At 67.5% G+C, this 24,235-nt stretch carries 25 protein-coding genes and 3 tRNA genes; 13 read left to right on the forward strand and 15 right to left on the reverse strand.

Features of this window, described 5'->3' with window-relative positions:
• The first annotated feature begins 1 nt into the window (after position 1).
• From AC3A6J_RS25045 to AC3A6J_RS25055, 3 genes are read left to right on the forward strand one after another with little or no spacing between them, the layout of a single operon-like run.
• Positions 2-307 carry an urease subunit beta gene (locus tag AC3A6J_RS25045; RefSeq protein ID WP_487862708.1) on the forward strand — a complete coding sequence of 102 codons (306 nt, stop codon included), beginning with the start codon at positions 2-4 and terminating at the stop codon, positions 305-307.
• 3 nt (positions 308-310) lie between these two features.
• Positions 311-2,029 (forward strand): urease subunit alpha, encoded by a 1,719-nt coding sequence (gene ureC / locus AC3A6J_RS25050; RefSeq protein WP_487862709.1) that lies wholly within the window; start codon positions 311-313, stop codon positions 2,027-2,029.
• 8 nt (positions 2,030-2,037) lie between these two features.
• Positions 2,038-2,514, forward strand: coding sequence for a GNAT family N-acetyltransferase (locus AC3A6J_RS25055; RefSeq protein ID WP_487862710.1), 477 nt, complete (start codon positions 2,038-2,040; stop codon positions 2,512-2,514).
• 56 nt (positions 2,515-2,570) lie between these two features.
• On the opposite strand, the gene AC3A6J_RS25060 is transcribed toward AC3A6J_RS25055, so the two are convergent.
• Positions 2,571-2,798, reverse strand: a complete 228-nt coding sequence (locus AC3A6J_RS25060; protein ID WP_487862711.1) for an AbrB/MazE/SpoVT family DNA-binding domain-containing protein — start codon at positions 2,796-2,798, stop codon at positions 2,571-2,573.
• Positions 2,799-2,869: 71 nt separating this feature from the next.
• Between AC3A6J_RS25060 and ureE the strand changes: the two genes are divergently transcribed.
• The 4 genes from ureE (at position 2,870) to AC3A6J_RS25080 (ending at position 5,289) form a co-directional block, all read left to right on the forward strand.
• Positions 2,870-3,439 carry an urease accessory protein UreE gene (gene ureE, locus AC3A6J_RS25065; protein WP_487862712.1) on the forward strand — a complete coding sequence of 190 codons (570 nt, stop codon included), beginning with the start codon at positions 2,870-2,872 and terminating at the stop codon, positions 3,437-3,439.
• A gap of 1 nt (position 3,440) precedes the next feature.
• Positions 3,441-4,121: an urease accessory protein UreF gene (locus AC3A6J_RS25070; protein WP_487862713.1), complete on the forward strand. Its 681-nt coding sequence runs from the start codon at positions 3,441-3,443 to the stop codon at positions 4,119-4,121.
• 17 nt (positions 4,122-4,138) lie between these two features.
• A complete protein-coding gene (gene ureG, locus AC3A6J_RS25075) occupies positions 4,139-4,789 on the forward strand; it encodes an urease accessory protein UreG (RefSeq protein WP_487862714.1) in 651 nt (216 codons plus the stop codon).
• A 218-nt stretch (positions 4,790-5,007) separates the two neighbouring features.
• A complete protein-coding gene (locus AC3A6J_RS25080) occupies positions 5,008-5,289 on the forward strand; it encodes an HU family DNA-binding protein (RefSeq protein WP_487862715.1) in 282 nt (93 codons plus the stop codon).
• Here AC3A6J_RS25080 and AC3A6J_RS25085 read toward each other — a convergent pair.
• Genes AC3A6J_RS25085 through AC3A6J_RS25095 form a run of 3 tightly spaced genes read right to left on the reverse strand, consistent with a single transcriptional unit; the run spans position 5,273 to position 11,318 of the window.
• A complete protein-coding gene (locus tag AC3A6J_RS25085) occupies positions 5,273-8,722 on the reverse strand; it encodes an efflux transporter outer membrane subunit (protein WP_487862716.1) in 3,450 nt (1,149 codons plus the stop codon). The genes AC3A6J_RS25080 and AC3A6J_RS25085 overlap by 17 nt on opposite strands.
• Positions 8,710-10,041 (reverse strand): hypothetical protein, encoded by a 1,332-nt coding sequence (locus AC3A6J_RS25090; RefSeq protein ID WP_487862717.1) that lies wholly within the window; start codon positions 10,039-10,041, stop codon positions 8,710-8,712. Before AC3A6J_RS25090 ends, AC3A6J_RS25085 begins: the two co-directional genes overlap by 13 nt.
• Before the next feature lie 14 nt (positions 10,042-10,055).
• Complete coding sequence (locus AC3A6J_RS25095; protein ID WP_487862718.1) at positions 10,056-11,318, reverse strand: HlyD family secretion protein; 1,263 nt, start codon at positions 11,316-11,318, stop codon at positions 10,056-10,058.
• A gap of 499 nt (positions 11,319-11,817) precedes the next feature.
• Between AC3A6J_RS25095 and AC3A6J_RS25100 the strand changes: the two genes are divergently transcribed.
• Positions 11,818-12,261: a DUF4124 domain-containing protein gene (locus AC3A6J_RS25100; protein WP_487862719.1), complete on the forward strand. Its 444-nt coding sequence runs from the start codon at positions 11,818-11,820 to the stop codon at positions 12,259-12,261.
• A 34-nt stretch (positions 12,262-12,295) separates the two neighbouring features.
• On the opposite strand, the gene AC3A6J_RS25105 is transcribed toward AC3A6J_RS25100, so the two are convergent.
• From AC3A6J_RS25105 to AC3A6J_RS25130, 6 genes are all read right to left on the reverse strand, one after another.
• Positions 12,296-12,383 (reverse strand) — tRNA-Ser (locus AC3A6J_RS25105).
• Positions 12,384-12,418: 35 nt separating this feature from the next.
• Entirely contained in the window at positions 12,419-13,690 is a 1,272-nt protein-coding gene (hemW, locus tag AC3A6J_RS25110; RefSeq protein WP_487862720.1) for a radical SAM family heme chaperone HemW, read from the reverse strand.
• An 11-nt stretch (positions 13,691-13,701) separates the two neighbouring features.
• On the reverse strand, positions 13,702-14,301 hold the full coding sequence (gene rdgB, locus AC3A6J_RS25115) for an RdgB/HAM1 family non-canonical purine NTP pyrophosphatase (protein ID WP_487862721.1): 600 nt from the start codon (positions 14,299-14,301) through the stop codon (positions 13,702-13,704).
• 2 nt (positions 14,302-14,303) lie between these two features.
• Positions 14,304-15,044, reverse strand: a complete 741-nt coding sequence (rph, locus tag AC3A6J_RS25120) for a ribonuclease PH (RefSeq protein ID WP_487862722.1) — start codon at positions 15,042-15,044, stop codon at positions 14,304-14,306.
• 73 nt (positions 15,045-15,117) lie between these two features.
• On the reverse strand, positions 15,118-16,029 hold the full coding sequence (locus AC3A6J_RS25125) for a PP2C family protein-serine/threonine phosphatase (RefSeq protein ID WP_487862723.1): 912 nt from the start codon (positions 16,027-16,029) through the stop codon (positions 15,118-15,120).
• Entirely contained in the window at positions 16,026-17,033 is a 1,008-nt protein-coding gene (locus AC3A6J_RS25130) for a serine/threonine protein kinase (RefSeq protein WP_487862724.1), read from the reverse strand. The genes AC3A6J_RS25125 and AC3A6J_RS25130 overlap by 4 nt, the downstream gene beginning before the upstream one ends.
• A 91-nt stretch (positions 17,034-17,124) precedes the next feature.
• On the opposite strand from AC3A6J_RS25130, the gene AC3A6J_RS25135 reads away from it, so the two are divergent.
• From AC3A6J_RS25135 to AC3A6J_RS25150, 4 genes are all read left to right on the forward strand, one after another.
• On the forward strand, positions 17,125-18,039 hold the full coding sequence (locus AC3A6J_RS25135) for a YicC/YloC family endoribonuclease (protein ID WP_487862725.1): 915 nt from the start codon (positions 17,125-17,127) through the stop codon (positions 18,037-18,039).
• Between the two features lie 8 nt (positions 18,040-18,047).
• A complete protein-coding gene (gene gmk, locus AC3A6J_RS25140; RefSeq protein ID WP_487862746.1) occupies positions 18,048-18,668 on the forward strand; it encodes a guanylate kinase in 621 nt (206 codons plus the stop codon).
• A 30-nt stretch (positions 18,669-18,698) separates the two neighbouring features.
• The gene (gene rpoZ, locus AC3A6J_RS25145; RefSeq protein WP_280813669.1) at positions 18,699-18,902 is read left to right on the forward strand and encodes a DNA-directed RNA polymerase subunit omega; all 204 of its coding nucleotides are present in this window, start codon (positions 18,699-18,701) and stop codon (positions 18,900-18,902) included.
• 93 nt (positions 18,903-18,995) lie between these two features.
• Entirely contained in the window at positions 18,996-21,251 is a 2,256-nt protein-coding gene (locus tag AC3A6J_RS25150; RefSeq protein WP_487862726.1) for a RelA/SpoT family protein, read from the forward strand.
• A 19-nt stretch (positions 21,252-21,270) separates the two neighbouring features.
• Here the strand turns inward: AC3A6J_RS25150 and greB are convergent, their stop codons facing one another.
• Positions 21,271-21,852 carry a transcription elongation factor GreB gene (greB, locus tag AC3A6J_RS25155; protein ID WP_487862727.1) on the reverse strand — a complete coding sequence of 194 codons (582 nt, stop codon included), beginning with the start codon at positions 21,850-21,852 and terminating at the stop codon, positions 21,271-21,273.
• A gap of 66 nt (positions 21,853-21,918) precedes the next feature.
• Positions 21,919-22,377 (reverse strand): hypothetical protein, encoded by a 459-nt coding sequence (locus AC3A6J_RS25160; protein WP_487862728.1) that lies wholly within the window; start codon positions 22,375-22,377, stop codon positions 21,919-21,921.
• Between the two features lie 221 nt (positions 22,378-22,598).
• Here AC3A6J_RS25160 and AC3A6J_RS25165 point away from each other — a divergent pair, with 221 nt between their 5' ends.
• The gene (locus AC3A6J_RS25165; protein ID WP_487862729.1) at positions 22,599-22,874 is read left to right on the forward strand and encodes a hypothetical protein; all 276 of its coding nucleotides are present in this window, start codon (positions 22,599-22,601) and stop codon (positions 22,872-22,874) included.
• 63 nt (positions 22,875-22,937) lie between these two features.
• Here AC3A6J_RS25165 and AC3A6J_RS25170 read toward each other — a convergent pair.
• From AC3A6J_RS25170 to hrcA, 3 genes are all read right to left on the reverse strand, one after another.
• Positions 22,938-23,014, reverse strand: a tRNA-Arg gene (locus AC3A6J_RS25170).
• A gap of 62 nt (positions 23,015-23,076) precedes the next feature.
• A tRNA-Ile gene (locus tag AC3A6J_RS25175) sits at positions 23,077-23,153 on the reverse strand.
• Between the two features lie 46 nt (positions 23,154-23,199).
• A complete protein-coding gene (gene hrcA / locus AC3A6J_RS25180; protein WP_487862730.1) occupies positions 23,200-24,207 on the reverse strand; it encodes a heat-inducible transcriptional repressor HrcA in 1,008 nt (335 codons plus the stop codon).
• Positions 24,208-24,235: the final 28 nt, after the last annotated feature.

Genomic DNA, 24,235 nt, shown 5'->3' on the forward strand with positions numbered 1-24,235 from the left:
CATGATCCCCGGCGAACTCCTCACCGACGACGGCGAGCACGCGCTCAACCCGGGCCGCCGCACCCTCACGCTGGTGGTGCAGAACACCGCCGACCGGCCGATCCAGGTCGGCTCGCACTACCACTTCGCCGAGACCAACGGCGCGCTCGGCTTCGACCGCGACGCCGCGCGCGGCATGCGGCTCAACATCGCCTCGGGCGCCGCGGTGCGCTTCGAGCCGGGCCAGCAGCGCACGGTCGAGCTGGTCGATTTTTCTGGCGACCGCATCGTCTACGGCTTTCGCGGCCTCGTTCAAGGAAAGCTCTAAACCATGGCAACGATTGGCAGGCGTGCCTACGCCGAAATCTTCGGCCCGACGGTGGGCGACCGGGTCCGGCTGGCCGACACCGAGCTGCTGATCGAGGTGGAGGCCGACTACACGCTGCGCGCCGGCGGCTACGGCGAGGAAGTGAAGTTCGGCGGCGGCAAGACCATCCGCGACGGCATGGCGCAGTCGCAGCGCACCCGCCTGCAGGGCGCGGTCGACACGGTGCTGACCAATGCGCTGATCCTCGACCACTGGGGCATCGTCAAGGCCGACATCGGCCTGAAGGACGGCCGCATCGCCGCCATCGGCAAGGCCGGCAATCCCGACGTGCAGCCGGGCGTGGACATCGTCATCGGCCCGGGCACCGAGATCATCAGCTGCGAGGGCCACATCGTCACCGCGGGCGGCATCGACAGCCACATCCACTTCATCTGCCCGCAGCAGATCGAAGAGGCGCTGGCCTCGGGCATCACGACCATGCTGGGCGGCGGCACCGGCCCCGCCACCGGCACCTTCGCGACCACCGCCACGCCGGGCCCCTGGCACATCGAGCGCATGCTGCAGGCGGCCGACGCCTTTCCGATGAACCTGGGCTTCCTCGGCAAGGGCAACGCCAGCCTGCCGGATGCGCTGCACGAGCAGATCGAGGCCGGCGTCATCGGATTGAAGCTGCACGAAGACTGGGGCACCACGCCCTCGGCCATCAGCAACTGCCTCGACGTGGCCGACGCCACCGACACGCAGGTGGCGATCCACAGCGACACGCTCAACGAGTCGGGCTTCGTCGAGAACACCATCGCGGCCGTCGGCGGGCGCGCCATCTGCGCCTTCCACACCGAGGGCGCGGGCGGCGGCCATGCGCCCGACATCCTGCGCGTGGTGGGCGAAGACAACTTCCTGCCCTCGTCCACCAACCCGACCATGCCCTACACCGTGAACACGCTCGACGAGCACGTCGACATGCTCATGGTGTGCCACCACCTCGACGCCGGCATCGCCGAAGACCTGGCCTTCGCCGAGTCGCGCATCCGCAAGGAGACCATCGCCGCCGAGGACGTGCTGCACGACCTCGGCGCGATCAGCATGTTCAGCTCCGACAGCCAGGCCATGGGCCGCGTCGGCGAGGTGGTGCTGCGCTGCTGGCAGACCGCGCACAAGATGAAGTTGCAGCGCGGCACCCTGTCCGAGGACAGCGAGCGCAACGACAACTTCCGCGCCAGGCGCTACGTGGCCAAGTACACGATCAATCCCGCCATCGCGCACGGCATCGCGCACGAGGTGGGCTCGATCGAGGTCGGCAAGTGGGCCGACCTCGTGATCTGGAAGCCGGCCTTCTTCGGCGTGAAGCCCTTCACCATCGTCAAGGGCGGCAGCATCGCCATGGCCGCGATGGGCGACCCCAATGCCTCGATCCCCACGCCGCAACCGGTGCACTACCGGCCGATGTTCGGCAGCTACGGCGGCTCGCTCGCCAGGAGCTCGCTGACCTTCGTCTCGCAGGCGGGGCTCGCCGGGGGCATCAAGGAGCGCTTCGGTCTGGCCAAGCCGCTCGCCGCAGTGAAGAACATCCGCAACGTGCGCAAGAAGGACATGGTCCACAACGGCTACACGCCGAAGATGGAGATCGACGCGCAGACCTACGCGGTGCGTGCCGACGGGCATCTGCTGACCTGCGAGCCCGCGAAGCTGCTGCCGATGGCGCAGCGCTACTTTCTTTTCTGAGGCCCCCGATGGAACTTCGCATCCGGCTTGATCCACTGCAGGACCCGCGCATCGCAGCCTTCCTCGAAGAGCACCTGGTCGACATGCGGCGCGTCTCGCCGCCCGAGAGCGTCCATGCGCTCGACCTCTCGGGCCTGCGCCGGCCCGAGATCCGGTTCTGGTCCGCGTGGGCCGTGCAGCCCGATGGCGAGGACACGCTGGTCGGCACCGCCGCACTCAGGCGACTTGACGCGCACCATGCCGAACTCAAGTCGATGCGCACCGCGGCCCCGCTGCGCGGCCAGGGCATCGCCGCCCGCATGCTCGCGCACGTGATGGCCGACGCGCGCGCGCAAGGCCATGCGCGGCTCAGCCTCGAGACCGGCACCCAGCCCTTCTTCGAGCCGGCACGCGCGCTCTACGCGAAGCACGGCTTCGAGGACTGCGGTCCGTTTGGGAACTACCGGGTCGATCCTTACAGCCACTTCATGACGCGGGCGATTTGAGATCGTGGCGGCGCTGGAAACTCAGGGCAGGACCAGTGCCAGGCGCTTGGCCGTCGTCATTTGGCAAGCTCGCGCAGGGCATTGCGGCGCTTCTTCATCAAGCGCCGCGCAGCCTCCATCTGTTGTTCGAAGGCTTCGTCGTATGGCGTGATGTTGATGCCGCCATTGGAGGCGCGCGTCACGTAAAGCGTGTCGCCCTTGCCCACATTCATGCTGGCCAGCAGTTCCTTCGGCAGGATGACGCCGATCGAATCGCCGATCTGGGTCACTTTGATGGCAGACATGCTTTGCGCCTCGCAACTGAAGTCATAACGAACGTTGTATTGTCGACACCCTCCCGCTGAACGCAAGCCCCATGCTCACCGCCAACAAACTCATGCCCCAGGGCCGCGGCCTCGCGCCCGTTCTGACCAAGCGAGCCCCCACCATCGAACTCGACTGGGACATCCGCCAGAAGAGCCGCTTCGACGCCACCGATTCGCAGGGGCGCCGCATCGGCGTGTTCCTGCCGCGCGGCACCGCGGTGCGCGGCGGCGACGTGCTCGTGGCCGAGGACGGCTCGCTGGTCCGCGTCATCGCGGCGCCGCAGCCGGTGCTGCGCATCACGCACTGCACGGCACACGGCACGCCGTTCGACCTGACGCGTGCGGCCTACCATCTCGGCAACCGGCATGTGCCGATCGAGCTCAGGCCCGACCACCTCAAGATCGAGCCCGACCATGTGCTGGCCGACATGCTGCGTTCGATGCATCTGATCGTGGTCGCGGTGGAAGAAGCCTTCGAGCCCGAGGGCGGCGCCTATGGGGCGCATGCGCATTCGCATGAACATTCGCACGACCATGGCCACCCGCATGCCCACGGCAGCGGCGGCCCCAAGCCGCTCGTGCTCGCACCGGAACTGCTGGACGACGACCACGCCCACTGACATGTCCGATCCGGCCGGCGCCCACAGCCTCCTGCAGCTCATCTGGCTCGCGTCGCCCGCGCTGCCGGTGGGCGGCTTCTCCTATTCGGAAGGCGTGGAGGCGGCGGTCGAATGGGCCGGCATCGATTCGGAAGCCAGGGCCGCCGAATGGCTCGCCGACCAGTTGCACCTGAGCTTCGCGCGCGGCGACCTCGCGCTGGTCGCGCAAGCCATCGCGGCGTGGCGCGCGGACGACGCGGCGCGCGTGCGCGAGCTCAATGCATGGGTCATGGCCTCGCGCGAGACGGCCGAATTCTTCCTGCAGACCGAGCAGATGGGGCGCTCCTTCGTCGAGTGGCTCAAGCTGCACCATGCCGACACCGCCCGCGTGTTCGCCGGCCTGCCCGCGAGCTATCCGGTGGCCTTCGCCTTTGCGGCGAGCCGCACCACCGCCTCGGTGCACGACGGCTGCCTGGCCTTCGCCTTTGGCTGGGCCGAGAACATGGTGGGCGCGGCCGTCAAGGCGGTGCCGCTCGGCCAGAGCGCCGGGCAGCGCATCCTGGGGCGGCTGGCGCGCGAGATTCCCGACGCAGTGACCCGCGCCATGGCGCTCGGCGACGAAGAACGCCAGGCCTTCGCACCGCTGCTCGCCGTGCTGTCGGCGCGGCACGAAACCCAATACTCCCGGCTCTTCAGAAGCTAGAACCTCGAACCACCACCATGACCTCCGCCCTGCACCACATTCCCCGCCGCACCAAGAAGCTCCCGCCGCTGCGCGTGGGCATCGGCGGCCCCGTCGGCTCGGGCAAGACCACGCTGCTCGAGATGCTCTGCAAGGCGATGCGCGACAAGTACGACCTCGTCGCCATCACCAACGACATCTACACCAAGGAAGACCAGCGCCTGCTGACGGTGGCCGGCGCGCTGCCCGCCGAACGCATCATGGGTGTGGAGACCGGTGGCTGCCCGCACACCGCGATCCGCGAAGACGCCTCGATCAACCTCGAAGCCATCGACCGCATGCTCGAGGACTTTCCCGACGCCGACGTGGTGTTCGTCGAATCGGGCGGCGACAACCTCGCGGCCACCTTCAGCCCTGAGCTGTCGGATCTGACGATCTACGTGATCGACGTGGCGGCTGGCGAGAAGATCCCGCGCAAGGGTGGCCCCGGCATCACCAAGAGCGACCTGTTCGTCATCAACAAGACCGACCTCGCGCCGTACGTCGGCGCGAATCTCGACGTGATGGAACAGGACACGCGCCGCATGCGCCGCGAGCGGCCCTACGTCATGACGAACCTCAAGACCCACACCGGCGTGGCGGAAGTCGTCGCGTTCATCGAGGCGCGCGGCATGCTCGCCGAAGGCTGAAGATCGCCGCCTATCCACGAAAACAGCGGCAGTGCAAGCAAATCCATCACATTTCTTCTTGAAATGTTTCATGTGCGGACCGGCAAGGTGGCTGCAGTGAAAACTAAGATGGAGCGCTTCGGGCGCCTCGATCCCCAACGGGGATCTCTCCACCTGCAGGCGCGGCCTGGGGTCACGGCGCCGGATACCATCATCCATCCCCCTGAAAGGAACCTGCCTTGAACAAGACCGAATTGATCGCCGCCATCGCCGAAGACACCAACCTCAGCAAGGCCGACGCCGGCCGCGCTTTCGAATCCGCCCTCGAGAACCTGTCGCGTGCCCTGGCGCGCGGCGAGACCGTGCAGCTCATCGGCTTCGGCACCTTCGCGGTCGCGAGCCGCGCCGAACGCACCGGCCGCAACCCGTCCACCGGCGAGCAGATCACCATCAAGGCCAGCAAGAGTCCGAAGTTCACCGCAGGCAAGGCCCTCAAGGACGCCGTCAACGTGGCGGGCTGACGGCCGCCGTCGGGGTGGTGCGCTGCTGCTGCTGCGCATTGCCCCATCCTCCGCCCAGCGCCTTGTAGAGGTTGACCTTGTTGACCGCCTGCTTGAGCTGCAGCTCGATCAGCCGCTGCTGCTCGGCATGGAGCTCGCGCTGGGCATCCTGGCTCGCGAAATAGTCTTCGAGCCCGCCGCGGAAGCGCGTATGCGCAATCCCGGCCACCTTTTCCAGTACCGCCACGCGCGACTGCTGCGCCTCCAGCTGCGGACGCAGGTGGTCGTCGGCGATCAGCGCGTTGGCGGTCTCGCGCAATGCGACCTGCGCCGCCGATTCGTAGGAAGCCATCGCAGCCGCGAGGCGCTCCTCGTTGGCCGTGATGTTGGCCGAGCGGCGCCCCCAGTCGAAGATCGGCAGCGACACGCCCAGCACACCGGCCCAGCTCCTGTTGCCGCTGCTCAACAGCGACGACAGGTCGCCGCTCACGGCGCCCGCCAGCGCAGTCAACGAGATCGTCGGCAGCATCGCGGCCTTGGCCGCGCCCACGCCCGAATTGGCCGCCTCGACGCGCGCATAGGCCGCCAGCAGGTCGGGGCGGCGCTGCAGCAGGCTGGCGGGCAGGCCGGCTGCGACCGCGGCCGTGGACGACTCGGGCCAGCGCTTGCCGCTGCCGGTGTCGGGCGGCACCGGCTGGCCAACCAGCACGTTGAGCCATTGCAGGTCCTGCGCCACGCGCATGCGGTATTCCTCCTGCTGCACGCGGGCGTTCTGCAGCAGCGACTGCGACCGGTACACGTCGAGCTGCGCCGCGCCGCCCACAGCCTTGGCGCGGCCGATCATGTCGGCGTTGGCGGCGACACTGGCCGCGGTGGCATCGGCCAGCGCCAGCAGCGCGCGGTCGGCGCGCAGCGTGAGGTAGGCGTTCGACACCTCCCCCACCAGGTTCATGCGCGCGGCCGCATGGTCCAGGTCGCCGGCCTCGGCGAGCGCGCCGCCCTGCTGCGCAGTGCTTGCCTGGCGGCCGAAGAAGTCGAGCTCATACGACGTGATGCCGGCCTGGATGTCGAAGCTGTTCGACACGCGGCCGTCCGACGGCACGTTGCCGAGCGGGCTCAGCGAGCCCTGCGGCGTGGTCTTGGCGCGCTGCGCGTGGCTCGACAGTCCGATCGCCGGGAACAGCGAGGCGCGCGTGCCGGCATACACGGCGCGGGCCTCGCGCGCCTTGGCGGCATAGACGCGCAGGTCGCGGTTCTGCGACAGCGCGGTGGCGATCAGCCGGCGCAGTTCGTCGTCCTCGACGAAGCTGCGCCAATCCACTGGTTCGGCATTCGGCACCGTGGTGCCGGCCGGCCATTGCGCCGGCATCGCCAGATCGGGCTCCTTGAGCGGCGGCGTCATGTTGCAGCCGCTCACCACAAGCACGATGCCGGTCGCGAGCACGAGCAGGCACAGCCGCAGTGCGAGCCGCACGAAACCGGCGCGCGGCGCACCGAAACCCGCGCTCGCGAGCAGCGCCGACGCCGCGCGCCATGGCCGCACCTGCACCGCGACGTGGCTCGGCGGCACGTTGAAGACATGGCCCACCAGCTGCTCGCGCTGGGCCTCGGTGGCGGCGAACTGCAGCTCTGCGCCGGCGGCACTGCGGCCCGCGAGGTGCGCCTTCAGCCATCCGACCGACTCGACATGCACCTCGAGCGGCTGCCCCACGCGCAGCCGCTTGAGCGGTGCGCGGGCTTCGAGCAGTGCGCCGTCGGGCGCGATGTTCACGAAGCGCGCCTCGCCCTCCCCGTCGGCGGTGCGCACACGGGTGCGCGCACGCCAGGGAAACCGCTCCTCCCCATCGCCACGCGGCAGGTCGACGCAAGCCATCAGCGCGGCCAGGCAGAGCACCAGCGCAATGCCCGTCCACACCAGGTTGAGCTCGTCGCCCGGCGTGAGCGCCTCGCCGCCCAGCGCGACCGATGCGGCGCCCAGCTGCAGCGCCACCAGCAGCCCGCCGAAGATGGCGACCAGCTTCCAGTGCACCACCGTCTTGGTGCGGTCGAGCCCCTTGGCCGTGACCTTGAAGGGCCGCCCGAACGGGCGCAGCATCGCGCTCGCGAGCGTGCTCGTGACCGCCATGGCTGCAACCAGCTGGCTCACCTCGCTGAACACCGGCAGGCAGCGCCGCTCGCTGATCCAGTAGCTGTAGGCCCAGAACATCATGAGCGGCGGCAGGCCGTAGACGGCAAAGGCCTGCGGCGTGGCATGGAACACCGAGACGCCCGCATACCAGTAGAGCGCCGGCGCGAGCATGACCATGGCCATGAACGGCTTGCCCAGCCAGTGCATCAGCCCGTGCAGGAAGTGCAGCCGCGCCGAAAGGCTGTAGCCGCGCCCGCGCAGCGGCCCTTCAGGCAACAGTGCCAGTTGCACCGTGCCGAGGCACCAGCGGCTGCGCTGGTTGATGTAGTCGATGATGCTCTCGGCCGACAAACCGTTCGACAGGCGCTCGCCGAGCCAGCGCGTGATGTGACCGTGGCGCAGCAGCAGGTAGGTGGTGTGGATGTCCTCGCAGACGCTACCCACCGGAAAGCCGCCCGCCGCGGTGATCAGGTCGCGCCGCACGATGAACGAGGTGCCCACGCAAAAGGCCGAATCGACCGCGTCCTTGGCGGGTTGCAGCACGTCGAAGAACACGCGCTGCTCGTCGACCCAGCTGTCGGTCGCGCGCAGGTTGTGCTGGATCGGATCGGCGTTGTAATAGAACTGCGGCGTCTGCACCAGCCCCACCCGGCGGTCCGAGAACAGGCCCAGCATGCGGTAGACGATATTGCGCTGCGGTGCGAAGTCGGCGTCGAGCACCAGGATGTACGGCGCGTTGGTCACCTCGGCCGACAGCTTCAGGCCGTTGTTCATATTGCCGGCCTTGGCATGGCTGTTGTCGGGCCGGCGCGCGTAGTTCACGCCGCGCCGCGCGCAGTAGTCGCGCAGCCAGTCGCGCCGGGTGTCGTCGAGCACCCATACCGCGAGCCGCGGATAGTCGATCGCCTGCGCCGCGATGATGGTCTTCTCGAGCACCGCCAATTCCTCGTTGTAGGTGCAGATGAACACGTCCACCGCCGGCACCCGGTCGCCGCGGTCCCGCAGCATCGCCTCGCCGCGGTCGGCCAGCGGGCGGTTGTCGCGCGTGCGCAGCAGCATGTGGATCGACATCAGCGTGTAGGCCACGGCGGTCATCTCGAAGAACAGGAACACCCATGCGAACAGCGTTTCGAAGCCAAGGTCCGACGGCGGCATGGTCGCGACCACGCGCCAGACCGCATAGCGCGCGAGCAGGAGCGCGGTCAGTCCGCCGAACACGGCGCGGTGGGAAATGCGATCGATGCGCGCCCAGGTCATCAGCAGCAGCGCCAGCCCCGCGACGAGTGCGTTGAGCTGGAACTCCGGTTGTGCGATCAGGCTGGACATGATGGATTGGCTCCTGCTGCGGCGGCGGTCTTGCCGGTGAAGGGGTTGAAACCCGTGGCGGCCAGTGCGACCCATGCGGTCGCGCCCAGGTGCGGCCAGCGGTAATAGAAGAAGTCGGGGCCGGTCGAGTCCGGGCCGATCGCCAGCCCGGTCGAGATGCGCTCGCCCGGCGTGGCGTAGTAAAGGCCGTTACCGGCGCGCTGCGATGCAAGCAACCGCCACAGCGACTCGGGCGCGGACCCCTTGCGCGCCACCAGCGTGGCGGCAGCTTGCGCGCTGCCCTCGGTCCAGATGCCGTCGGGCTCGCGCTTGAAGCCGTAGCCCTCGCCATGGCGATGGTGCCTGTCGAGCCATTGCAGCCCGCGCGACCAGTCGCACGAGCCCTCGGGCGCGGCAAGCAGCGGCCAGAGCTGCGCATCGAGCCCCGAGCCCTCGGTCGAGATCGTCGCGCCGTCTTCCTTGGTGCCGATGTAGAAGCGCTGCTCCGATGCGCTCCACATGCGGCGCACGAAATCGAGCGCGGTACGCGCCTGCTGGCGCTCGGCGTCCGCCTGCGCGCCGGTCGCGCGCGCGGCCCATGCGGCGGCCATCGCGATGTCGATGTTGTGCTCGGTCGACTTCCAGGTTTGCGGCCGCTGGGCGTGGTCCCAGCCGTACCAGCCGCCGTTGTAGCCGTCGGGCGCGTTCTTCGCGCGCGTGCGCTGCTCGATCCAGCCGAGCAGCTTGCGCGCATGGGCCAGGTAGGTGGGCGAGGAACGCTCGGCCTCGTGCAGGTTCAGCAGCAGCAGCGCGGCCCAGGCCACGTTGCCCGTGGCCGTGCTGACCTGGTAGGCATCGGCGATCCACTGGTTCTTGCCCGCGTCCCAGCGGCCCGGCAGCGCCGCCTTGTCCTCGGTCATCGGGCCGGCGCGGTAGGCGTTGCGCACGCGGCCGTCGGGCATGGCGGGATCACGCTCCATCGCGCGCACCACCGCATCGCCGATGCGCCGCGCCGAAGCGGCATCGCCGCAGGCCAGCAGCGCGATGCCCGCGAGCGCGTTGTCGTAGGTGAAGGCCACGCCACCAAGCGCGGGCTCAAGCGGCGGCCCCTTGCCGGCCTCGGCAATACGGTAGCTCGTGAGGAACAACGGCCCCGAGGGCGCGCCCTTCTGGTCTTCGGCGACCGCGCGGCGCAGGCCCTCGCAGCTTTGCCGGGCCAGCTGCTGTTGCTGCTGCGTGGCGCCCGGCGGCGCTTGCGCCGCCGAGGCCGCGCCGGCCAGCGCCATCGACGCGACCGCAGCGCGTGCCAGTGCACATGGAATGGAAGCGATCGGCTTCATGCCATGCTCCCTGCTCAGGACTTCAGCGTGGCCGAAACCACCTTGCCAGGCGCACAGAGGTTCGCGCCGCCATCTGCCGCTGCAACCGGCTGCGCTTGGCCCTCGATGCGCGCCACGGCGTAGATCGAGCCCTGCTCCGCATACGGGAAAGGCACGCTGTAGGTGCTCTGCAGCGCCTCCGAGGCCTCGGGCAGCAGTTGTTCCACGCGCGCGGGCACCACCCGGGCGCTGTCCTCGAACTTCACCTCGAGCAGCGAGCCGATGCCCAGCCGCTTGGCCACGCGCGCCGGGAACACCGCCACCACGCCGAGCCGGCTGCAGTCGGTCACGCGCACCAGCGACGCGCCGGCCGTGACGTAGGCGCCCACGGGCGCGAGCACCGTGTGGACCTGCCCTGCCTGCGTCGCCTTGATCTCGTACGAAGAGAGCTTCTCGACCCGGCTGCGCTCCTCTTCCTCGAGCTGGCGGACCTGCTTGAGCTGCTGGAAGATCGCCGCACCGTCCTGCTGCGCACGGCCCACGCTGTTGCGCAGCGCCTCGCGGCGGCTCGCCAGCGTCTGGAACAGATTGCTGCCGCCATCGCCCACGAAGGCGCCCTGCCCCGCGCTCGCCACCGTCTGGACCTGGCCGGTGAAGGCCTGCTCGGCCACCGCCGCATTGGCGCGCGCCGTGTTGAGCTGGGCCAGCGAGGCGTTCATCACCTGCTCGCTGATTGCGCCCTGCTCGAGCAGCGCCTGGTTCGTGCGGACCTTGTTCTCCTGCTCTTCGACCACGCTGTGCGCCACGTCGCGCTTGCGTCGCGCGATCTGCCACGACTCCCAGGCCTGCGCCAGCGACGCCTCGCGGTGCACGCTGGCCTCGCGCCCGACCGAGCGCATTTCCTGGTTGTCGGCCTTGTACTGGTTGGCAAGCTGCGCCAGCTGGCTTTGCAGCGCCAGGTGCTGCGAGCGCAACTGCGTGAGGATTTCCTGGCTCACCGTCGGGTTGCGCACCGTCGCGACCAACGCACCGGGTTCCACCGTGTCGCGCGCATGCACCGACATCTGCGCCACCACCCCGTTGATCGGCGAAGTGATCAGCGTCACCGGCGCCTGCAGCACGGCCCGCGTGGCCTTCGACGACAACAACGGCTGCACCAGCGTCGAGATCATCAGCCACAGCACGAAGGCCAGCAGCGCATAGGCCGCGAGCTTCGGAACGAAGGCGCCCCCCTGCCGGCGCCGGCCGCGGAAGGGAACCTGCTTCGGTTTGGACTTGGTTTTCTTTGAGACAAACATGGTCACCTCTCGTGCAAGACGAAACAGCGCCGAGCGAACAGCGCGATATTTCAGTGAAAGAAGAGTGGATCCGGCCGCCTGAGCAACCGACCACGCCCGCTGCTGCGGCGCGATCTCAAGGTAAGGCGAAACCCTGATGGCGGCTGCTTCGGGAGGAAACAAGCTGTGAAAACTTCACATTTGCACAACGACGACGTTCGGGCGAAGGTCCTACGTCTGCGTCGGAGAAGGCGCAATTGACGACGAAGGGCCTCAATTGGCAGGCAAATGCGGCGGTCCGGCGCGCTCTACAGGGAGGCAGGCCGGGCGCTACGCGAACGCGCGAAACCGGGCGGAGCCCGGAAGCGCCTCAGCGCAGTGACGGGGAGACGGCGGAATTGAAGATTCAGTAACGATACGGATCGTGTCGGCGGGTGTCTGCTGCTCTTGACGCGCGACTGAACCAAGGTTTCGCAGACCCCCGGGGGGTGAAAATCGAGCAAACGCAAATCCCGCACGCATGCGCCTCCTGCTCACACTTCCCCTGCTGCTGGCCGCCGTCTCCGCACCAGCGGCGCCGCCTGTCTACCGATGCGAGACGGCAGGCAAAGTCGCCTATTCCGACTCCCCCTGCGTCGGCGCAAAGGTGATCGACGCCACGCCCAATCAAGGCGTCGACCAGATGTCAGGCAAGTCGCGGAAGGGTCGCGACGTGCAGCGCACGGAATTCAATCACGCCTTCGACGACGCGCTGCGCCCGCTAACAGGAAAGTCACGCGAGCAGATGGACGTGATGCGCCAGAGACTCAAGCTGTCCGCGCGAGACCAAGGCGAGTGCCGGCAACTGGACGCTCGGTTACCCGAAATGGAAGCGGCGACGCGGCACGATACCGGCGCGTCGAAGGCCAAGGCCGACGTGGCCCTGTACCAGGCGCGCAAGCGATATTTCGACCTGAAGTGCTGAGGGGTTTGCGGGGGCGATGAGCCAGATGGGTGGCTGGCGGAGAGTGTGAGATTCGAACTCACGGACGCTTTCACGTCGGCAGTTTTCAAGACTGCTGGTTTAAACCACTCACCCAACTCTCCGGAGCCCGCGATTTTACGCCGCCGGCCGAAGTCATTCAGTCCTCAGGCAGGAACAGCGACTGCAGGTCGCTCAAAAAATCCAGCCCGCGCTCGGTGGGCCACACGCGGTGCAGGTCGCGCGCGACCAGGCCCTTGCGCTCGGCCTCTTCCAGGCCTTTCTGGATGCTGGTCATCGCAAGCCCGGTGCGCTCGCTGAACTGCGGCAGCGTGAAGCCCTCTTTCAGCCGCAGCGCATTGAGCATGAATTCGAACGGCAGGTCGGCCAGGCCGACCTCGTCGCTCTGCGACACGGCCGCGCCGGCGCGGGCGTTCTCCATGTAGAGGCGCGGCTCGCGAAAGCGCACCTGGCGCACGATGCGGTGCGCGAAGCTGAGCTTGCTGTGCGCGCCAGCGCCGATGCCGAGGTAGTCGCCGAACTGCCAATAGTTGAGGTTGTGCGCGCACACATGGCCGCTCTTTGCATAGGCCGACACCTCGTAGCGCTGCATGCCCACAGCGGCTGTGCGCTCGGTGATGCGGTCGAGCATGGCGTAGGCCATGTCGTCCTCGGGCAGCGTCGGCGGAAACTTGGCGAACCAGGTGTTGGGCTCGATGGTGAGGTGGTACACCGACAGGTGCGGCGGCGCGAGCGCCAGCGCCTGCGACAGGTCGGTGTCGAGCCCCTCGAGGGTCTGGCCCGGCAACGCGTACATCAGGTCGAGGTTGAAGGTGTCGAATGCGCTCGCGGCCTCTTCGGCGGCGGCAATGGCCTGGGCGCGGTCGTGCACGCGGCCGAGCGCCTTCAGGTGTTCGTCGTTGAAGCTCTGCACGCCCACCGACAGGCGCGTGACGCCGGCGGCGCGGTAAGCGCGGAAGCGGTTGCGCTCGAAGGTGCCGGGGTTGGCCTCGAGCGTGATCTCGCAGTCGGGCGCGAGCTTGAGGCGGGCGCGCACGTCGCCGAGCATGCGGTCGATGGCCTGCGGCGAGAAGAGGCTCGGGGTTCCGCCGCCGATGAAGATGGTGTGGACGGTGCGGCCCCAGATGAGCGGCAGCGCGGCGTCGAGGTCGGCAACGAGCGCGTCGATGTACGCGGCTTCGGGAATGCCGTCGACCTCGGCGGCGCTCGCGGCGCGCCACTCGTGCGAGTTGAAGTCGCAGTACGGGCACTTGCGCAGGCACCAGGGCAGGTGGATGTAGAGCGACAGCGGCGGCAGCGCCGCGAGCTGCAGCGGGCCGGGCCGCATCCAGTGCAGCACGTCGTTGGCCTGTGGCGCGCCGGCCTGCGGCGCGGGCTGGATCGGAACCACGGTGGAAGAAGACGAAGGCATCGGATGCTCGGTCAGAACCAGCGCTCGCGCATCAGCGCCAGCATGGCCTTGGCCGCCTGACCGCGGTGGCTGTTGGCGTTCTTCGCTTCGGGCGGCAGCTGCGCAAAAGTCTTGCCGAAGCTCGGCAGGTACATGACGGGATCGAAGCCGAAGCCGTTGTCGCCGATCGGTGCCTTGGCGATTTCGCCAACCACGCGGCCGACGGCGATGAGCGGCTCGGGATCGTCGTGCCCGCGCAGCGCGACGAGCGTGCTGACGAGCGCGGCGCGCCGGTTGGCCACACCATCGAGCTGTTCGAGCAGCGCCTTGACGTTGTTGGCCTCGCCCTTGGCATGGCCGAACTGGGTGGCATAGAAGGCGGTGTCGACGCCCGGCAGCCCGCCGAAGGCATCGACGCAGAGGCCGGCGTCGTCGGCGATGGCCGGCAGCCCGGTGGCGGCGCTGGCATGGCGCGCCTTGGCCAGGGCGTTCTCGACGAAGGTGCGGAACGGTTCCTCGGCCTCGCCCACGCCGAGCGCCGACTGCGGCACGAGCGTGACCGCCAGTTCCGCCAACAGCTGCTGGAGCTCGGCCAGCTTGCCGGCGTTGTTGGACGCGAGGACCAGCTTCATGGTCATGACTGCGACGAAAGCTGCAGCGCCTGCTGCTGCATTGCAATCAGCTCGCCGATGCCCTTCTCGGCCAGGCCGAGCAGGAGGTTCATCTCGTCGCGCGAGAAGGCGGCGCCTTCGGCGGTGCCCTGCACTTCGACGAAGTGGCCGGCACCGGTCATGACGACGTTCATGTCGGTGTCGCAGGCGGAGTCTTCGGTGTATTCGAGGTCGAGCAGCGGCGTGCCGGCGACGATGCCGACGGAGATGGCGGCCACATGGCCGCGGATCGGCGAAGCGGGCAGCGTGCCGGCGGCGAGCAGCTTGTTGACGGCGTCCTGCGCCGCGACGAAAGCGCCGGTGATGGCGGCGGTGCGCGTGCCGCCGTCGGCCTGGAGCACGTCGCAGTCGAGGTGGATGGTGCGCTCGCCGAGGGCGGCCAGGTCGAACACGGCGCGCATCGAGCGGCCGATGAGGCGCTGGATCTCCTGCGTGCGGCCGCTCTGCTTGCCGCGCGCGGCCTCGCGGTCGCTGCGCGTGTGGGTGGCGCGCGGCAGCATGCCGTACTCGGCCGTGACCCAGCCCTCGCCGCTGCCGCGCTTGTGCGGCGGCACGCGCTCTTCGACGGAAGCGGTGCACAGCACGCGCGTCTGGCCGAACTCGATCAGCACCGAACCCTCGGCATGGATGGTGAAACCGCGGGTGATGCGCACCGGGCGCAGCTGGTCGGCGGCACGGCCGCCGCTTCGTGTGAAAGCAGTCATGGGTGAAGGATGCGTCAGTAAAAAGAAATGGATGAAAGACCACCGCCCGGGAGCGATGGCCGCACCTGCGCGCTCAGGTCTTCTTTGCAGCTGAGCGGCGAATGGCCTCGTTGATTTCGGCAATCGAGCGTTCGATGGCGTCCTCGTCGAGGTCGTCGAGCTCGCCGTCGGCGGGCATGCCGGCCTGGATGGTGGAGGCGAACACGCCGTCGCTGATCGAGTCGGTGGACACGGCGCGCTCCTCGCCCGCCGTGATGGCCGGCATTTCCCATTCGAGCGCGATCAGCGTCACGTTGTCGCTGTGGGCGCCGCCCTTGCGCAGCGCCATCTCGGCCAGGTCGGGCGCCGCATCGGACACCGGCTTGTCGGACGACAGCGTGTGCACGATGAGGGCATCGTCGAGCACGCCCCAGACACCGTCCGAGCACAGCATGATGCGGTCGCCGCGCTGCAGCGGCAGCGGCGCCGAGATGTCGAACAGCGGCGTGGTGGGCGAGCCCAGGCAGGTGAGCAGCAGGTTGCGGTTGACCGGCGCGTCGCTGGCGCTGCCGGCGCGCGGGCGCTCCGCATGCGAATGGTCGCGCGTGCGCGTGAGCAGGCGGCCGTCGCGCACCACGTACAGGCGCGAATCGCCGCAGTGCATCCAGATGGCGCTCGAGTTCTGCAGCAGCGCAGCCACCACGGTGGTGCGCGGCGTGTCGAGCATGGCCTTGTGGCTGGCGTAGCGCATGATCTGCTGGTGCGCTGTCATGGCCGACTCGGCCAGGAACGCCTTCGGGTCCTTGACCACCGGCCGGGCTTCGCGCTGGTAGAGCGCGGCGATGGTCTGCAACGCGAGCTGCGCCGCGACCTCGCCCTCGGGATGGCCGCCCATGCCGTCGGCCAACACGAAGAGCCCCGACTCCCGCGTGTAGCAGTAGCCCATGCGGTCTTCGTTCTTGAGGCGGCCGCCCTTGCGGCTGACCTGGAATACGGAAAATTTCATGCGGGGCGCGTGGTGGGTGCCGCCGCCCTGGGCAGGGCCTTCTTGTCGAAGGAGCGGATGTTGTCGAGGGAAAGCCGCACCTTCTCGCCGACGGTGAGCTTGGTGTAGCGCCGCTCGCCTTCGCGGCTCAGTTCCTTCTGGAGCGCAAAGACCGACTGCGGGCGCGAGAGCGGATCGAGCGACATGCACCACTCGACCACTTCCATGAGGTTGTCGGAGTACACGCCGCGCAGGCGCGACAGCGACAGGGTGAGCCGGTCTTTCTCGATGCGCCGCGGCGCGTCGTTGGGCGGGTAGCCCTGCATGCAGGCGTAGATGCAGGCGCCAATGGCGTAGATGTCGGTCCAGGGGCCCATCGACGAGTCGCGCCGGTACATCTCGGGGGCGGCGAAGCCGGGCGTGTACATCGGGCGGATGAAGATGCCCTCCTTGCTGAGCACCTCGCGCGCAGCGCCAAAGTCGATCAGCACCGCGCGGTCCTCGTCGGTCACGAAGATGTTGGCGGGCTTGATGTCGAGGTGCAGCATCTTGTACTGGTGCACGATGCGCAGCCCGCGCAGGATCTCGTCGAACAGCGAGCGGATGGTCGATTCGCGAAACACCTTGGGGCGCTTGAGGTCGCGCGCGGTGACGACGAAGTCTTGAAGGGTGGCGCCCTCCAGGTAGTTCATCACCATGTAGACGGTCTCGTTCTCGCGGAAGAAATTGAGCACGCTCACCACCGAGGAATGCGAAATCTGCGCGAGCGATCGCCCCTCCTCGAAGAAGCTTTTGAGGCCCAGCCGGTAGAGCGACAGCTTCTCGGGCGCCACCTCGGGCGTAAGCTCGCCGGGTCCGCGCGTGGCGAGCGACGAAGGCAGGTATTCCTTGATCGCGACCTGCTGGCCACCCGGGTCGATCGCGAGGTAGACAACGCCAAAACCACCTGCGGAAAGCCGGCGAACAATGCGGTATCCGCCAATGACCGTATCGGGCAGCAGGGGCGAAGGCTTGACCTTTGACATAATCCGGGAGTTTCGCCCGAAGGCGATGGTGCGGCAAGCGAACGCCGTGCCGACGCCTCGGTGCTTGCAAGCAAAACCACAGTGAGGCGCAATGCCAGTTTACAGCATGACCGGCTATGCCAGCGGCCAAAACGGGACCGCCGGCAGCCACTCCGGAGCCGAAGCGGGGCCTGGTGCCGCGGGGCGGCTCGGGGTCGAAATCCGCTCGGTCAACAGCCGCTTCCTCGACCTCAGCTTCAAGCTGCCCGAGGAACTGCGGCAACATGAAACCGCGCTGCGCGAGCTGCTCACGGGCAAGCTCAAGCGCGGCAAGGTCGAAGTGCGCGCGGCGATCGAAAGCAACGCCCAGGCGGGCGTCGTCGAACCCTCGGTGAAGCTGCTTCAGCGGCTCAACGGCGTGCAGGACGGCATCCGGGCCTGGCTGCCCGGCGCGCGCGAACTCAGCGTGGCCGACGTGCTGCGGCTGGCGGGCGGCGATGGTGCCACGCGCGGCGACTGGGGGCCCGACCTGCTCACGGTGGCCGGCAAGGCGCTCGAGGCACTCATGTCGGCCCGCCAGCGCGAAGGCACCCGCCTCGCGAAGATGCTCGAGGCCCATCTGGCGCAGCTGCGCACGCTGGTCGAGCAGGCCGGGCCGCTGGTGCCGCAACTGGTCGAGCAGCAGCGCACGCGCTTTCTCGAGCGCTGGCAGGAAGCCATGGGCCTGACCGGTGGCACCCTGCCCGAAGCCGCCCAGGACCGCGCGCTGACCGAGGCGACCGCATTCGCGATCCGCATCGACGTGGCGGAAGAGCTCACGCGGCTCAATTCGCACCTCGACGAGATCGAGCGCCTGCTCAAGAAAGGCGGCGAGGTCGGCAAGCGGCTCGACTTCCTGATCCAGGAGCTGCACCGCGAGGCCAATACACTGGGCTCCAAGTCGGCGGCGCTGGAGCTCACGCGCATCGGCGTGGACATGAAGGTGCTGATCGAGCAGATGCGCGAACAGGTACAGAACATCGAATGAACGAGCCCATGGACTACCCAGGCAACATCTTTGTGGTGGCGGCACCGAGCGGTGCCGGCAAATCGAGCCTGGTGAAGGCGCTCATGGAGCTCGATTCGGCCGTCCAGCCCTCGGTCTCGCACACCACCCGGTCGCCACGCGGCCAGGAAAAGCACGGCCGCGAGTACTTTTTCGTGTCGCCCGCCGAATTCGACGCCATGGTCGCGACCGACGGCTTCGTGGAATGGGCCCATGTGCACGGCCAGCGCTACGGCACGTCCAAGAAAGCCATCGAGGAGCGGATTGCCCAGGGAGCCGACGTGATCCTCGAGATCGACTTCCAGGGCGCGCTGCAGATCCGCCAGACCTTCGCCAACGCGGTGATGGTCTTCATCCTGCCGCCGAGCTGGGAAGAACTGCGCTCGCGGCTCGAACGCCGTGGCGAGGACAGCGCGGCCGTCATCGAACTGCGCCTGCGCAATGCCGCCGAAGAGATGGCCCGGGCCGGGGAATTCGACTTCGTTATAATCAACGAGTTATTCGAGCGCGCGCTATTCGATCTCAAGGCGATCGTCCACGCGCAGCGGCTTCGGTATTCTGCGCAGCGCCGCGCACGTGCCGACACATTCGCCGCACTGAACATCCCTTGATTCCTGTCTGCTCACCGACCGAAAGACCACATGGCCCGCATCACCGTCGAAGACTGCCTGACCCAGATTCCCAACCGTTTCCAGCTGGTCCTGGCCGCCACCTACCGCGCACGCATGCTGAGCCAGGGTCACGCGCCCAAGATCGAGAGCAAGAACAAGCCCGCCGTGACCGCCCTGCGCGAGATCGCCGAAGGCAAGATCGGCCTCGAGATGCTCAAGAAAGTGCCGGGCTGATCTGACGCAGACCCGCAACGAAAAGGCACCGCTTGGCGGTGCTTTTTTTACGTCTGGACGCGTCCATACAGCGGTCACGCTAAAGTGATAGGCATGAGCGCGGTCGCCAAAAGTCAGTCCCATGCCCCGACGGGCATGCCGAAGCCGAGTCCCGCGGCGCTGAATGCGGCTGCCGCGAGCTTTGCCGCGCTGACCGCCAGGCTCGACTACCTGAGCCCCGAAGACACCGAACTGGTTCGCCGCGCCTACCGCTTTGCCGACGAGGCCCACCTGGGCCAGCTGCGCAACAGCGGCGAACCGTACATCACCCACCCGATCGCCGTAGCGGCGCAATGCGCCGAATGGAAGCTCGACGCACAGGCGCTCATGGCCGCGCTGCTGCACGACGCCATCGAGGACTGCGGCGTCACCAAGCCCGAACTGATCGAGCGCTTCGGCGCCCCCGTGGCCGAACTGGTCGATGGCCTGACCAAGCTCGACAAGCTGCAGTTCAACACCCGCGAGGAGAACCAGGCCGAGTCGTTCCGCAAGATGCTGCTTGCCATGGCGCGAGATGTGCGGGTCATCCTGGTCAAGCTGGCCGACCGCACGCACAACATGCGCACGCTGGCCGACGCACCGCGCGAGAAGTGGGCCCGCATCTCGCGCGAGACGCTCGAGATCTATGCGCCCATCGCGCACCGGCTGGGCCTGAACCAGACCTACCGCGAGCTGCAGGAACTGTCTTTCCGCCACCTCAAGCCCTGGCGCTACGCCACGCTGTCCAAGGCTGTGGCCAAGGCACGCGGGCGCCGGCGCGACCTGATCCAGAAGGTGCAGCGCGAGGTCGAGACCGCCTTCGGCAACGCCAACATGACGGTGCGCATCGCCGGACGCGAGAAAACGCTCTATTCCATCTACCGCAAGATGGAAGAAAAGCACCTGAGCTTCGCCCAGGTGACCGACATTTACGGCTTCCGCCTGATCGTGCCCAACGTGATCGCCTGCTACACCGGCCTGGGCGTCCTGCATCAGATGTACAAGCCGTTGCCGGGCAAGTTCAAGGACCACATCGCGATCGCCAAGCTCAACGGCTACCAGTCGCTGCACACCACGCTCGTCGGTCCGGCGGGCGTGAACGTCGAGTTCCAGCTGCGCACCGAAGCCATGCACGTGGTGGCCGAGTCGGGCGTGGCCGCGCACTGGCTCTACAAGGCCGCCGAGCCCAACGCGGCCAGCAACGACCGCCTCGGCACCAAGTGGCTGCAGTCGCTGCTCGACATCCAGGACGAAACCCGCGATGCCGCCGAGTTCTGGGACCACGTCAAGGTCGACCTGTTCCCCGACGCCGTCTACGTCTTCACGCCCAAGAGCCAGATCCTCGCGCTGCCGCGCGGCGCCACGGTGGTCGACTTCGCCTACGCCATCCACAGCAACATCGGCGACCACACCTCCGCGGCGCGCATCAACGGCGACCAGGTGCCGCTTCGCACCGAGCTCAAGAACGGCGATGTGGTCGAGGTGATCACCGCGCCGGTGTCGACGCCCAACCCCGCATGGCTCGGCTTCGTGCGCACGGGGCGCGCGCGCTCCAAGATCCGCCATTACCTGAAAACGCTCGCGCATGCCGAATCCGAAGGCCTGGGCGAGAAGCTGCTCGCGCAGGCGCTACGGGCCGAAGGCCTCAGCAAGCTGCCGGCCGACGATGCGGAGCACCAGGCGCTGTGGGAAAAGCTGCTGCGCTTCACGGGCAACCGCACGCGCGCCGAGTTGCTGACCGACATCGGCCTGGGCAAGCGCATCGCCAGCATTGTCGCCAAGCGGCTCGTGGCCATGCTGTCCGAGCTGGGCGAGCGCCCCGACGCCCTGCTGCTGAGCCGCGAGCGCTTCATCTCGCACGAAACCATTTCACAGGGCGCCGTCACGCTCGACGGCAGCGAGAATTCGTCGGTGCGCTTCGCGCTGTGCTGCCGGCCAATTCCGGGCGACGACATCGTCGGCTACCTGGGCCACGGCGAAGGCCTGGTCGTCCACACCGACGCCTGCGGCGTCGGCCAGCGACTGCGGCACAAGGACAGCGAGCGTTTCTTCGCGGTCGAGTGGTCCGACGAGCCCACCCGCGCCTTCGAGACCGGCGTGGTCATCACGGTGCGCAACGACAAGGGCGTGCTCGCGCGGGTGGCCGCCACGCTCGCCGATGCCGAGGCCGATATCACCCACGTCGAAATGGCCGACGAAACACCGCAGGACTCGACCGACCTGCGCTTCGTGATCGCGGTGCGCGACCGCACGCACCTCGATGCCGTGCTGCGCGCCGCGCGTCGCACGGCTTCGGTGCTGACCGCCTCGCGAACCGTTCCCGCGCCCTGAGAAAAAGACGCCTCCGACGCTACCGCGTTGCGGGGCCGGCACCCGGCGTGGGATAACTCACCGACAGCACTTCGACCTCGTGCGCACCGCCGGGCGTGACGAGCTTCACCACATCGCCTTCGCGAGACTTGAGCAAGGCCCGTGCGATCGGCGAGATCCAGCTGACTTGCGACTGGGCGCTGTCCGCTTCGTCGATGCCGAGGATCGTGACGCTGCGCTCGTCGCCGGTCTCGTCCACATAGCGCACCGTGGCGCCGAAGAAGACCTGGTCGCTGCCGTGGTGCACCGATGGGTCGGTCACTTCGGCGATCTCGAGGCGCTTGGAAAGGAAACGGATCCGGCGATCGATCTCGCGCAGGCGCTTCTTGCCGTAGAGGTAGTCACCGTTCTCGGAGCGGTCGCCGTTCTTCGCGGCCCAATGCACGGCCTCGACCACCTTCGGCCGCTCCTCGTCCATGAGTTGCAGCAGTTCCTCGCGCAAGCGGGCATAGCCGGCTGGCGTGATGTAGTTCTTGCTGCCGCTCGGCAACGCGGGCATGGCACCGTCGCCACCGTCCTCGTCGTCTTGGGCGTCGGTTTCCTTCGTGAATGCTTTGCTCAAGGCACAACCTCTGAATTCAACAAAAAATGCGGGCGCAACAACGCTGCCAGCCCATCCCGGATTGTCTCAACCCATGCCCGAACGCTTGCAGTCGAAGACCACGCCCGGCTCGACGCTGCGAAGCGCCGGCACCTTGTGGGCGAAGCTCACGACCGCGCCGATCAGCCGCCATTCGCTGGTCTTGAAGAGCCGGAACAGGCTCATGGCCTCGGCGCCCGCCGCCGGAATCGCATTGAAGACGTAGACCGGCTCGCCAGACTGGGTCTCGTCCATGCTCAGCAGGTCGCCGCGCATCTTGCCCATGGTCTCCGTGTCCTTCGTGCGCGCACGCACCACGTCCATGTTGACGGTGCGCGAATGCTCGTCGATCGAGATTCTCCGGACCGCATTGAAAGGCGCTCCTGCGCCGCTGCTCGCGGCACCCGGGACGCAGCTGATCTTTGCTGCCAAGGCCGGAGCGGCGGCCACACCGCACAGGAAGCACAGGAGGATCTGGCGCGCACGCCGGTTTCTCTGGAGGCCCATGTTCGCCTTGCCCTGAATCAATGAAATGTTCGACTTTAGCGCCGGGCAGCGCAGCGGGTGCCGAACAGCCTATGCCATGAGAACCAATGGTTACGGCGACGCAGAAGCATTAACATTTTCAGGAATACGTGAAAAAGTTCACAATCTTGCTTCGCCCGCCGAACTACGGCTGAGTTGGACGGGACGGAAGCTCTGAGCCCTAACGAACCTTGCGGGACGCAATGCTCAATCAGATCATTCACAACGCGACCATCACGCTCCAGTTGCCGTACGACACGAGCACCCGGGCCGAAGTTGCAGCGCTCAGGGCCGCCGGGATCCCCGTCGATGAGTCGGGCAACGCCACCTCGGGCTACCTGTTCGTGCGGACCACCGGGCGAGACGGCCAACGGACCAACACCTTCCGCTGGTTTGCGACGGGGATCGGCAGGAAGGCCGACGATGTCACGCTGCCGCCAGGCCTCAGGCCCGACCCGCAGCTGTCGTTCCTTTTCTGAACGCAGCCATGCGGCAGGCAAAAAAAAGCCAGGACGTTTTCACGTCCTGGCTTTTACAGAGAGTGGTGCGGCTGGCAGGAATTGAACCCACGACCCCTTGGTTCGTAGCCAAGTACTCTATCCAACTGAGCTACAGCCGCACAGCTTGCTAGTATAGCACGCATTTTTGGCCTCCCCTGGAGCAGCTCAAAAATGTTGCGAGTGGTAGGCCGTGATGGGCTTGAACCATCGACCAACGGATTATGAGTCCGCTGCTCTAACCAACTGAGCTAACGGCCCACGCGGCCACGATTCTATTCGCGGCCACCGCGGCGGCGCTCTTCTTCTACTTGCGGTGGCTCAGCGCATTGCTGACGAGCCGCGAGGTGATGTCCACGATCTGGATCATGCGTTCGTACGGCATGCGCGTCGGGCCGATGACGCCGAGCGTCCCCACGACCTGCCCGTCGACCTCGTAGTTGGCACTGACGATCGAGAGCTCCTCGATCGGCACGATATGGCTTTCGCCGCCTATGAAGATGCGCACGCCCTCGGCCTTGCTCGACACGTCGAGCAGGCGCATCAGCTGCGCCTTCTGCTCGAACAGCTCGAAAGCGCGCCGCAGCTGTCCCATGTCGCTCGAGAAATCGGACACCGAGAGCAGGTTGCGCTCGCCCGAGATCACCACGTCGTCTTCCTGGGCTTCGGTCAACACCTCGGAGCTGACCTTGACCGCCGCCTGCATCAGCGCCGCGATCTCGCCGCGCAGTTTCTCAACCTCGGATTGGAGCCGGTCGCGCACCTGCTCGATGGTCAGGCCCGCATAGTGGGCATTGATGTAGTTCGAGGCTTCGACCAGCTGGGACTGCGAATAGTCGGCCTCGGGCACGATCACGCGGTTCTGCACCTCGCCGTCGGGCGAGACGATGATCACGAGCAGTTGCCGTTCCGACAGCCGCAGAAACTCGATCTGCTTGAACACCGACGCGCGCCGCGGCGCCATGACCACGCCGACGAATTGCGAGAGGTTCGACAGCAGGCTCGCGGCGTTGGCGATCACCTTCTGGGGCTGGTCGGGCGCGAGGCTCGGCGCGTCCATCTTCTCGCGCTGGGCGGTCAGCATGGTGTCGACGAAAAGCCGGTAGCCGCGGGCGGTGGGTATCCGGCCGGCGGAGGTGTGCGGACTCGCGATGAGCCCCAGCGCCTCGAGGTCCGACATGACGTTGCGGATGGTCGCCGGCGAGAGATCGAGCCCCGACGAACGTGACAAAGTCCGCGACCCGACCGGTTGGCCTTCGGCGATGTAGCGCTCTACCAGCGTCTTGAGCAGCAACTTGGCGCGGTCGTCCAGCATTGCAAGATTTTAGTGTTGTAATTTGTAG

It is taken from the genome of Variovorax sp. Soil_C_39 (assembly GCF_057656815.1).

Bases quoted from the DNA above. Each gene is read 5' to 3' on its own strand.
- rph (WP_487862722.1), bottom strand. From the start codon at position 15,044: ATGACTGCTTTCACACGAAGCGGCGGCCGTGCCGCCGACCAGCTGCGC.
- ureC (WP_487862709.1), top strand. From the start codon at position 311: ATGGCAACGATTGGCAGGCGTGCCTACGCCGAAATCTTCGGCCCGACG.
- AC3A6J_RS25070 (WP_487862713.1), top strand. From the start codon at position 3,441: ATGTCCGATCCGGCCGGCGCCCACAGCCTCCTGCAGCTCATCTGGCTC.
- AC3A6J_RS25100 (WP_487862719.1), top strand. From the start codon at position 11,818: ATGCGCCTCCTGCTCACACTTCCCCTGCTGCTGGCCGCCGTCTCCGCA.
- ureE (WP_487862712.1), top strand. From the start codon at position 2,870: ATGCTCACCGCCAACAAACTCATGCCCCAGGGCCGCGGCCTCGCGCCC.
- hrcA (WP_487862730.1), bottom strand. From the start codon at position 24,207: ATGCTGGACGACCGCGCCAAGTTGCTGCTCAAGACGCTGGTAGAGCGC.
- AC3A6J_RS25055 (WP_487862710.1), top strand. From the start codon at position 2,038: ATGGAACTTCGCATCCGGCTTGATCCACTGCAGGACCCGCGCATCGCA.
- AC3A6J_RS25095 (WP_487862718.1), bottom strand. From the start codon at position 11,318: ATGTTTGTCTCAAAGAAAACCAAGTCCAAACCGAAGCAGGTTCCCTTC.
- AC3A6J_RS25135 (WP_487862725.1), top strand. From the start codon at position 17,125: ATGCCAGTTTACAGCATGACCGGCTATGCCAGCGGCCAAAACGGGACC.
- hemW (WP_487862720.1), bottom strand. From the start codon at position 13,690: ATGCCTTCGTCTTCTTCCACCGTGGTTCCGATCCAGCCCGCGCCGCAG.
- AC3A6J_RS25045 (WP_487862708.1), top strand. From the start codon at position 2: ATGATCCCCGGCGAACTCCTCACCGACGACGGCGAGCACGCGCTCAAC.
- ureG (WP_487862714.1), top strand. From the start codon at position 4,139: ATGACCTCCGCCCTGCACCACATTCCCCGCCGCACCAAGAAGCTCCCG.
- rdgB (WP_487862721.1), bottom strand. From the start codon at position 14,301: ATGAAGCTGGTCCTCGCGTCCAACAACGCCGGCAAGCTGGCCGAGCTC.
- AC3A6J_RS25085 (WP_487862716.1), bottom strand. From the start codon at position 8,722: ATGTCCAGCCTGATCGCACAACCGGAGTTCCAGCTCAACGCACTCGTC.
- AC3A6J_RS25160 (WP_487862728.1), bottom strand. From the start codon at position 22,377: ATGGGCCTCCAGAGAAACCGGCGTGCGCGCCAGATCCTCCTGTGCTTC.
- AC3A6J_RS25130 (WP_487862724.1), bottom strand. From the start codon at position 17,033: ATGTCAAAGGTCAAGCCTTCGCCCCTGCTGCCCGATACGGTCATTGGC.
- AC3A6J_RS25165 (WP_487862729.1), top strand. From the start codon at position 22,599: ATGCTCAATCAGATCATTCACAACGCGACCATCACGCTCCAGTTGCCG.
- AC3A6J_RS25150 (WP_487862726.1), top strand. From the start codon at position 18,996: ATGAGCGCGGTCGCCAAAAGTCAGTCCCATGCCCCGACGGGCATGCCG.
- AC3A6J_RS25125 (WP_487862723.1), bottom strand. From the start codon at position 16,029: ATGAAATTTTCCGTATTCCAGGTCAGCCGCAAGGGCGGCCGCCTCAAG.
- gmk (WP_487862746.1), top strand. From the start codon at position 18,048: ATGGACTACCCAGGCAACATCTTTGTGGTGGCGGCACCGAGCGGTGCC.
- AC3A6J_RS25060 (WP_487862711.1), bottom strand. From the start codon at position 2,798: ATGTCTGCCATCAAAGTGACCCAGATCGGCGATTCGATCGGCGTCATC.
- AC3A6J_RS25090 (WP_487862717.1), bottom strand. From the start codon at position 10,041: ATGAAGCCGATCGCTTCCATTCCATGTGCACTGGCACGCGCTGCGGTC.
- rpoZ (WP_280813669.1), top strand. From the start codon at position 18,699: ATGGCCCGCATCACCGTCGAAGACTGCCTGACCCAGATTCCCAACCGT.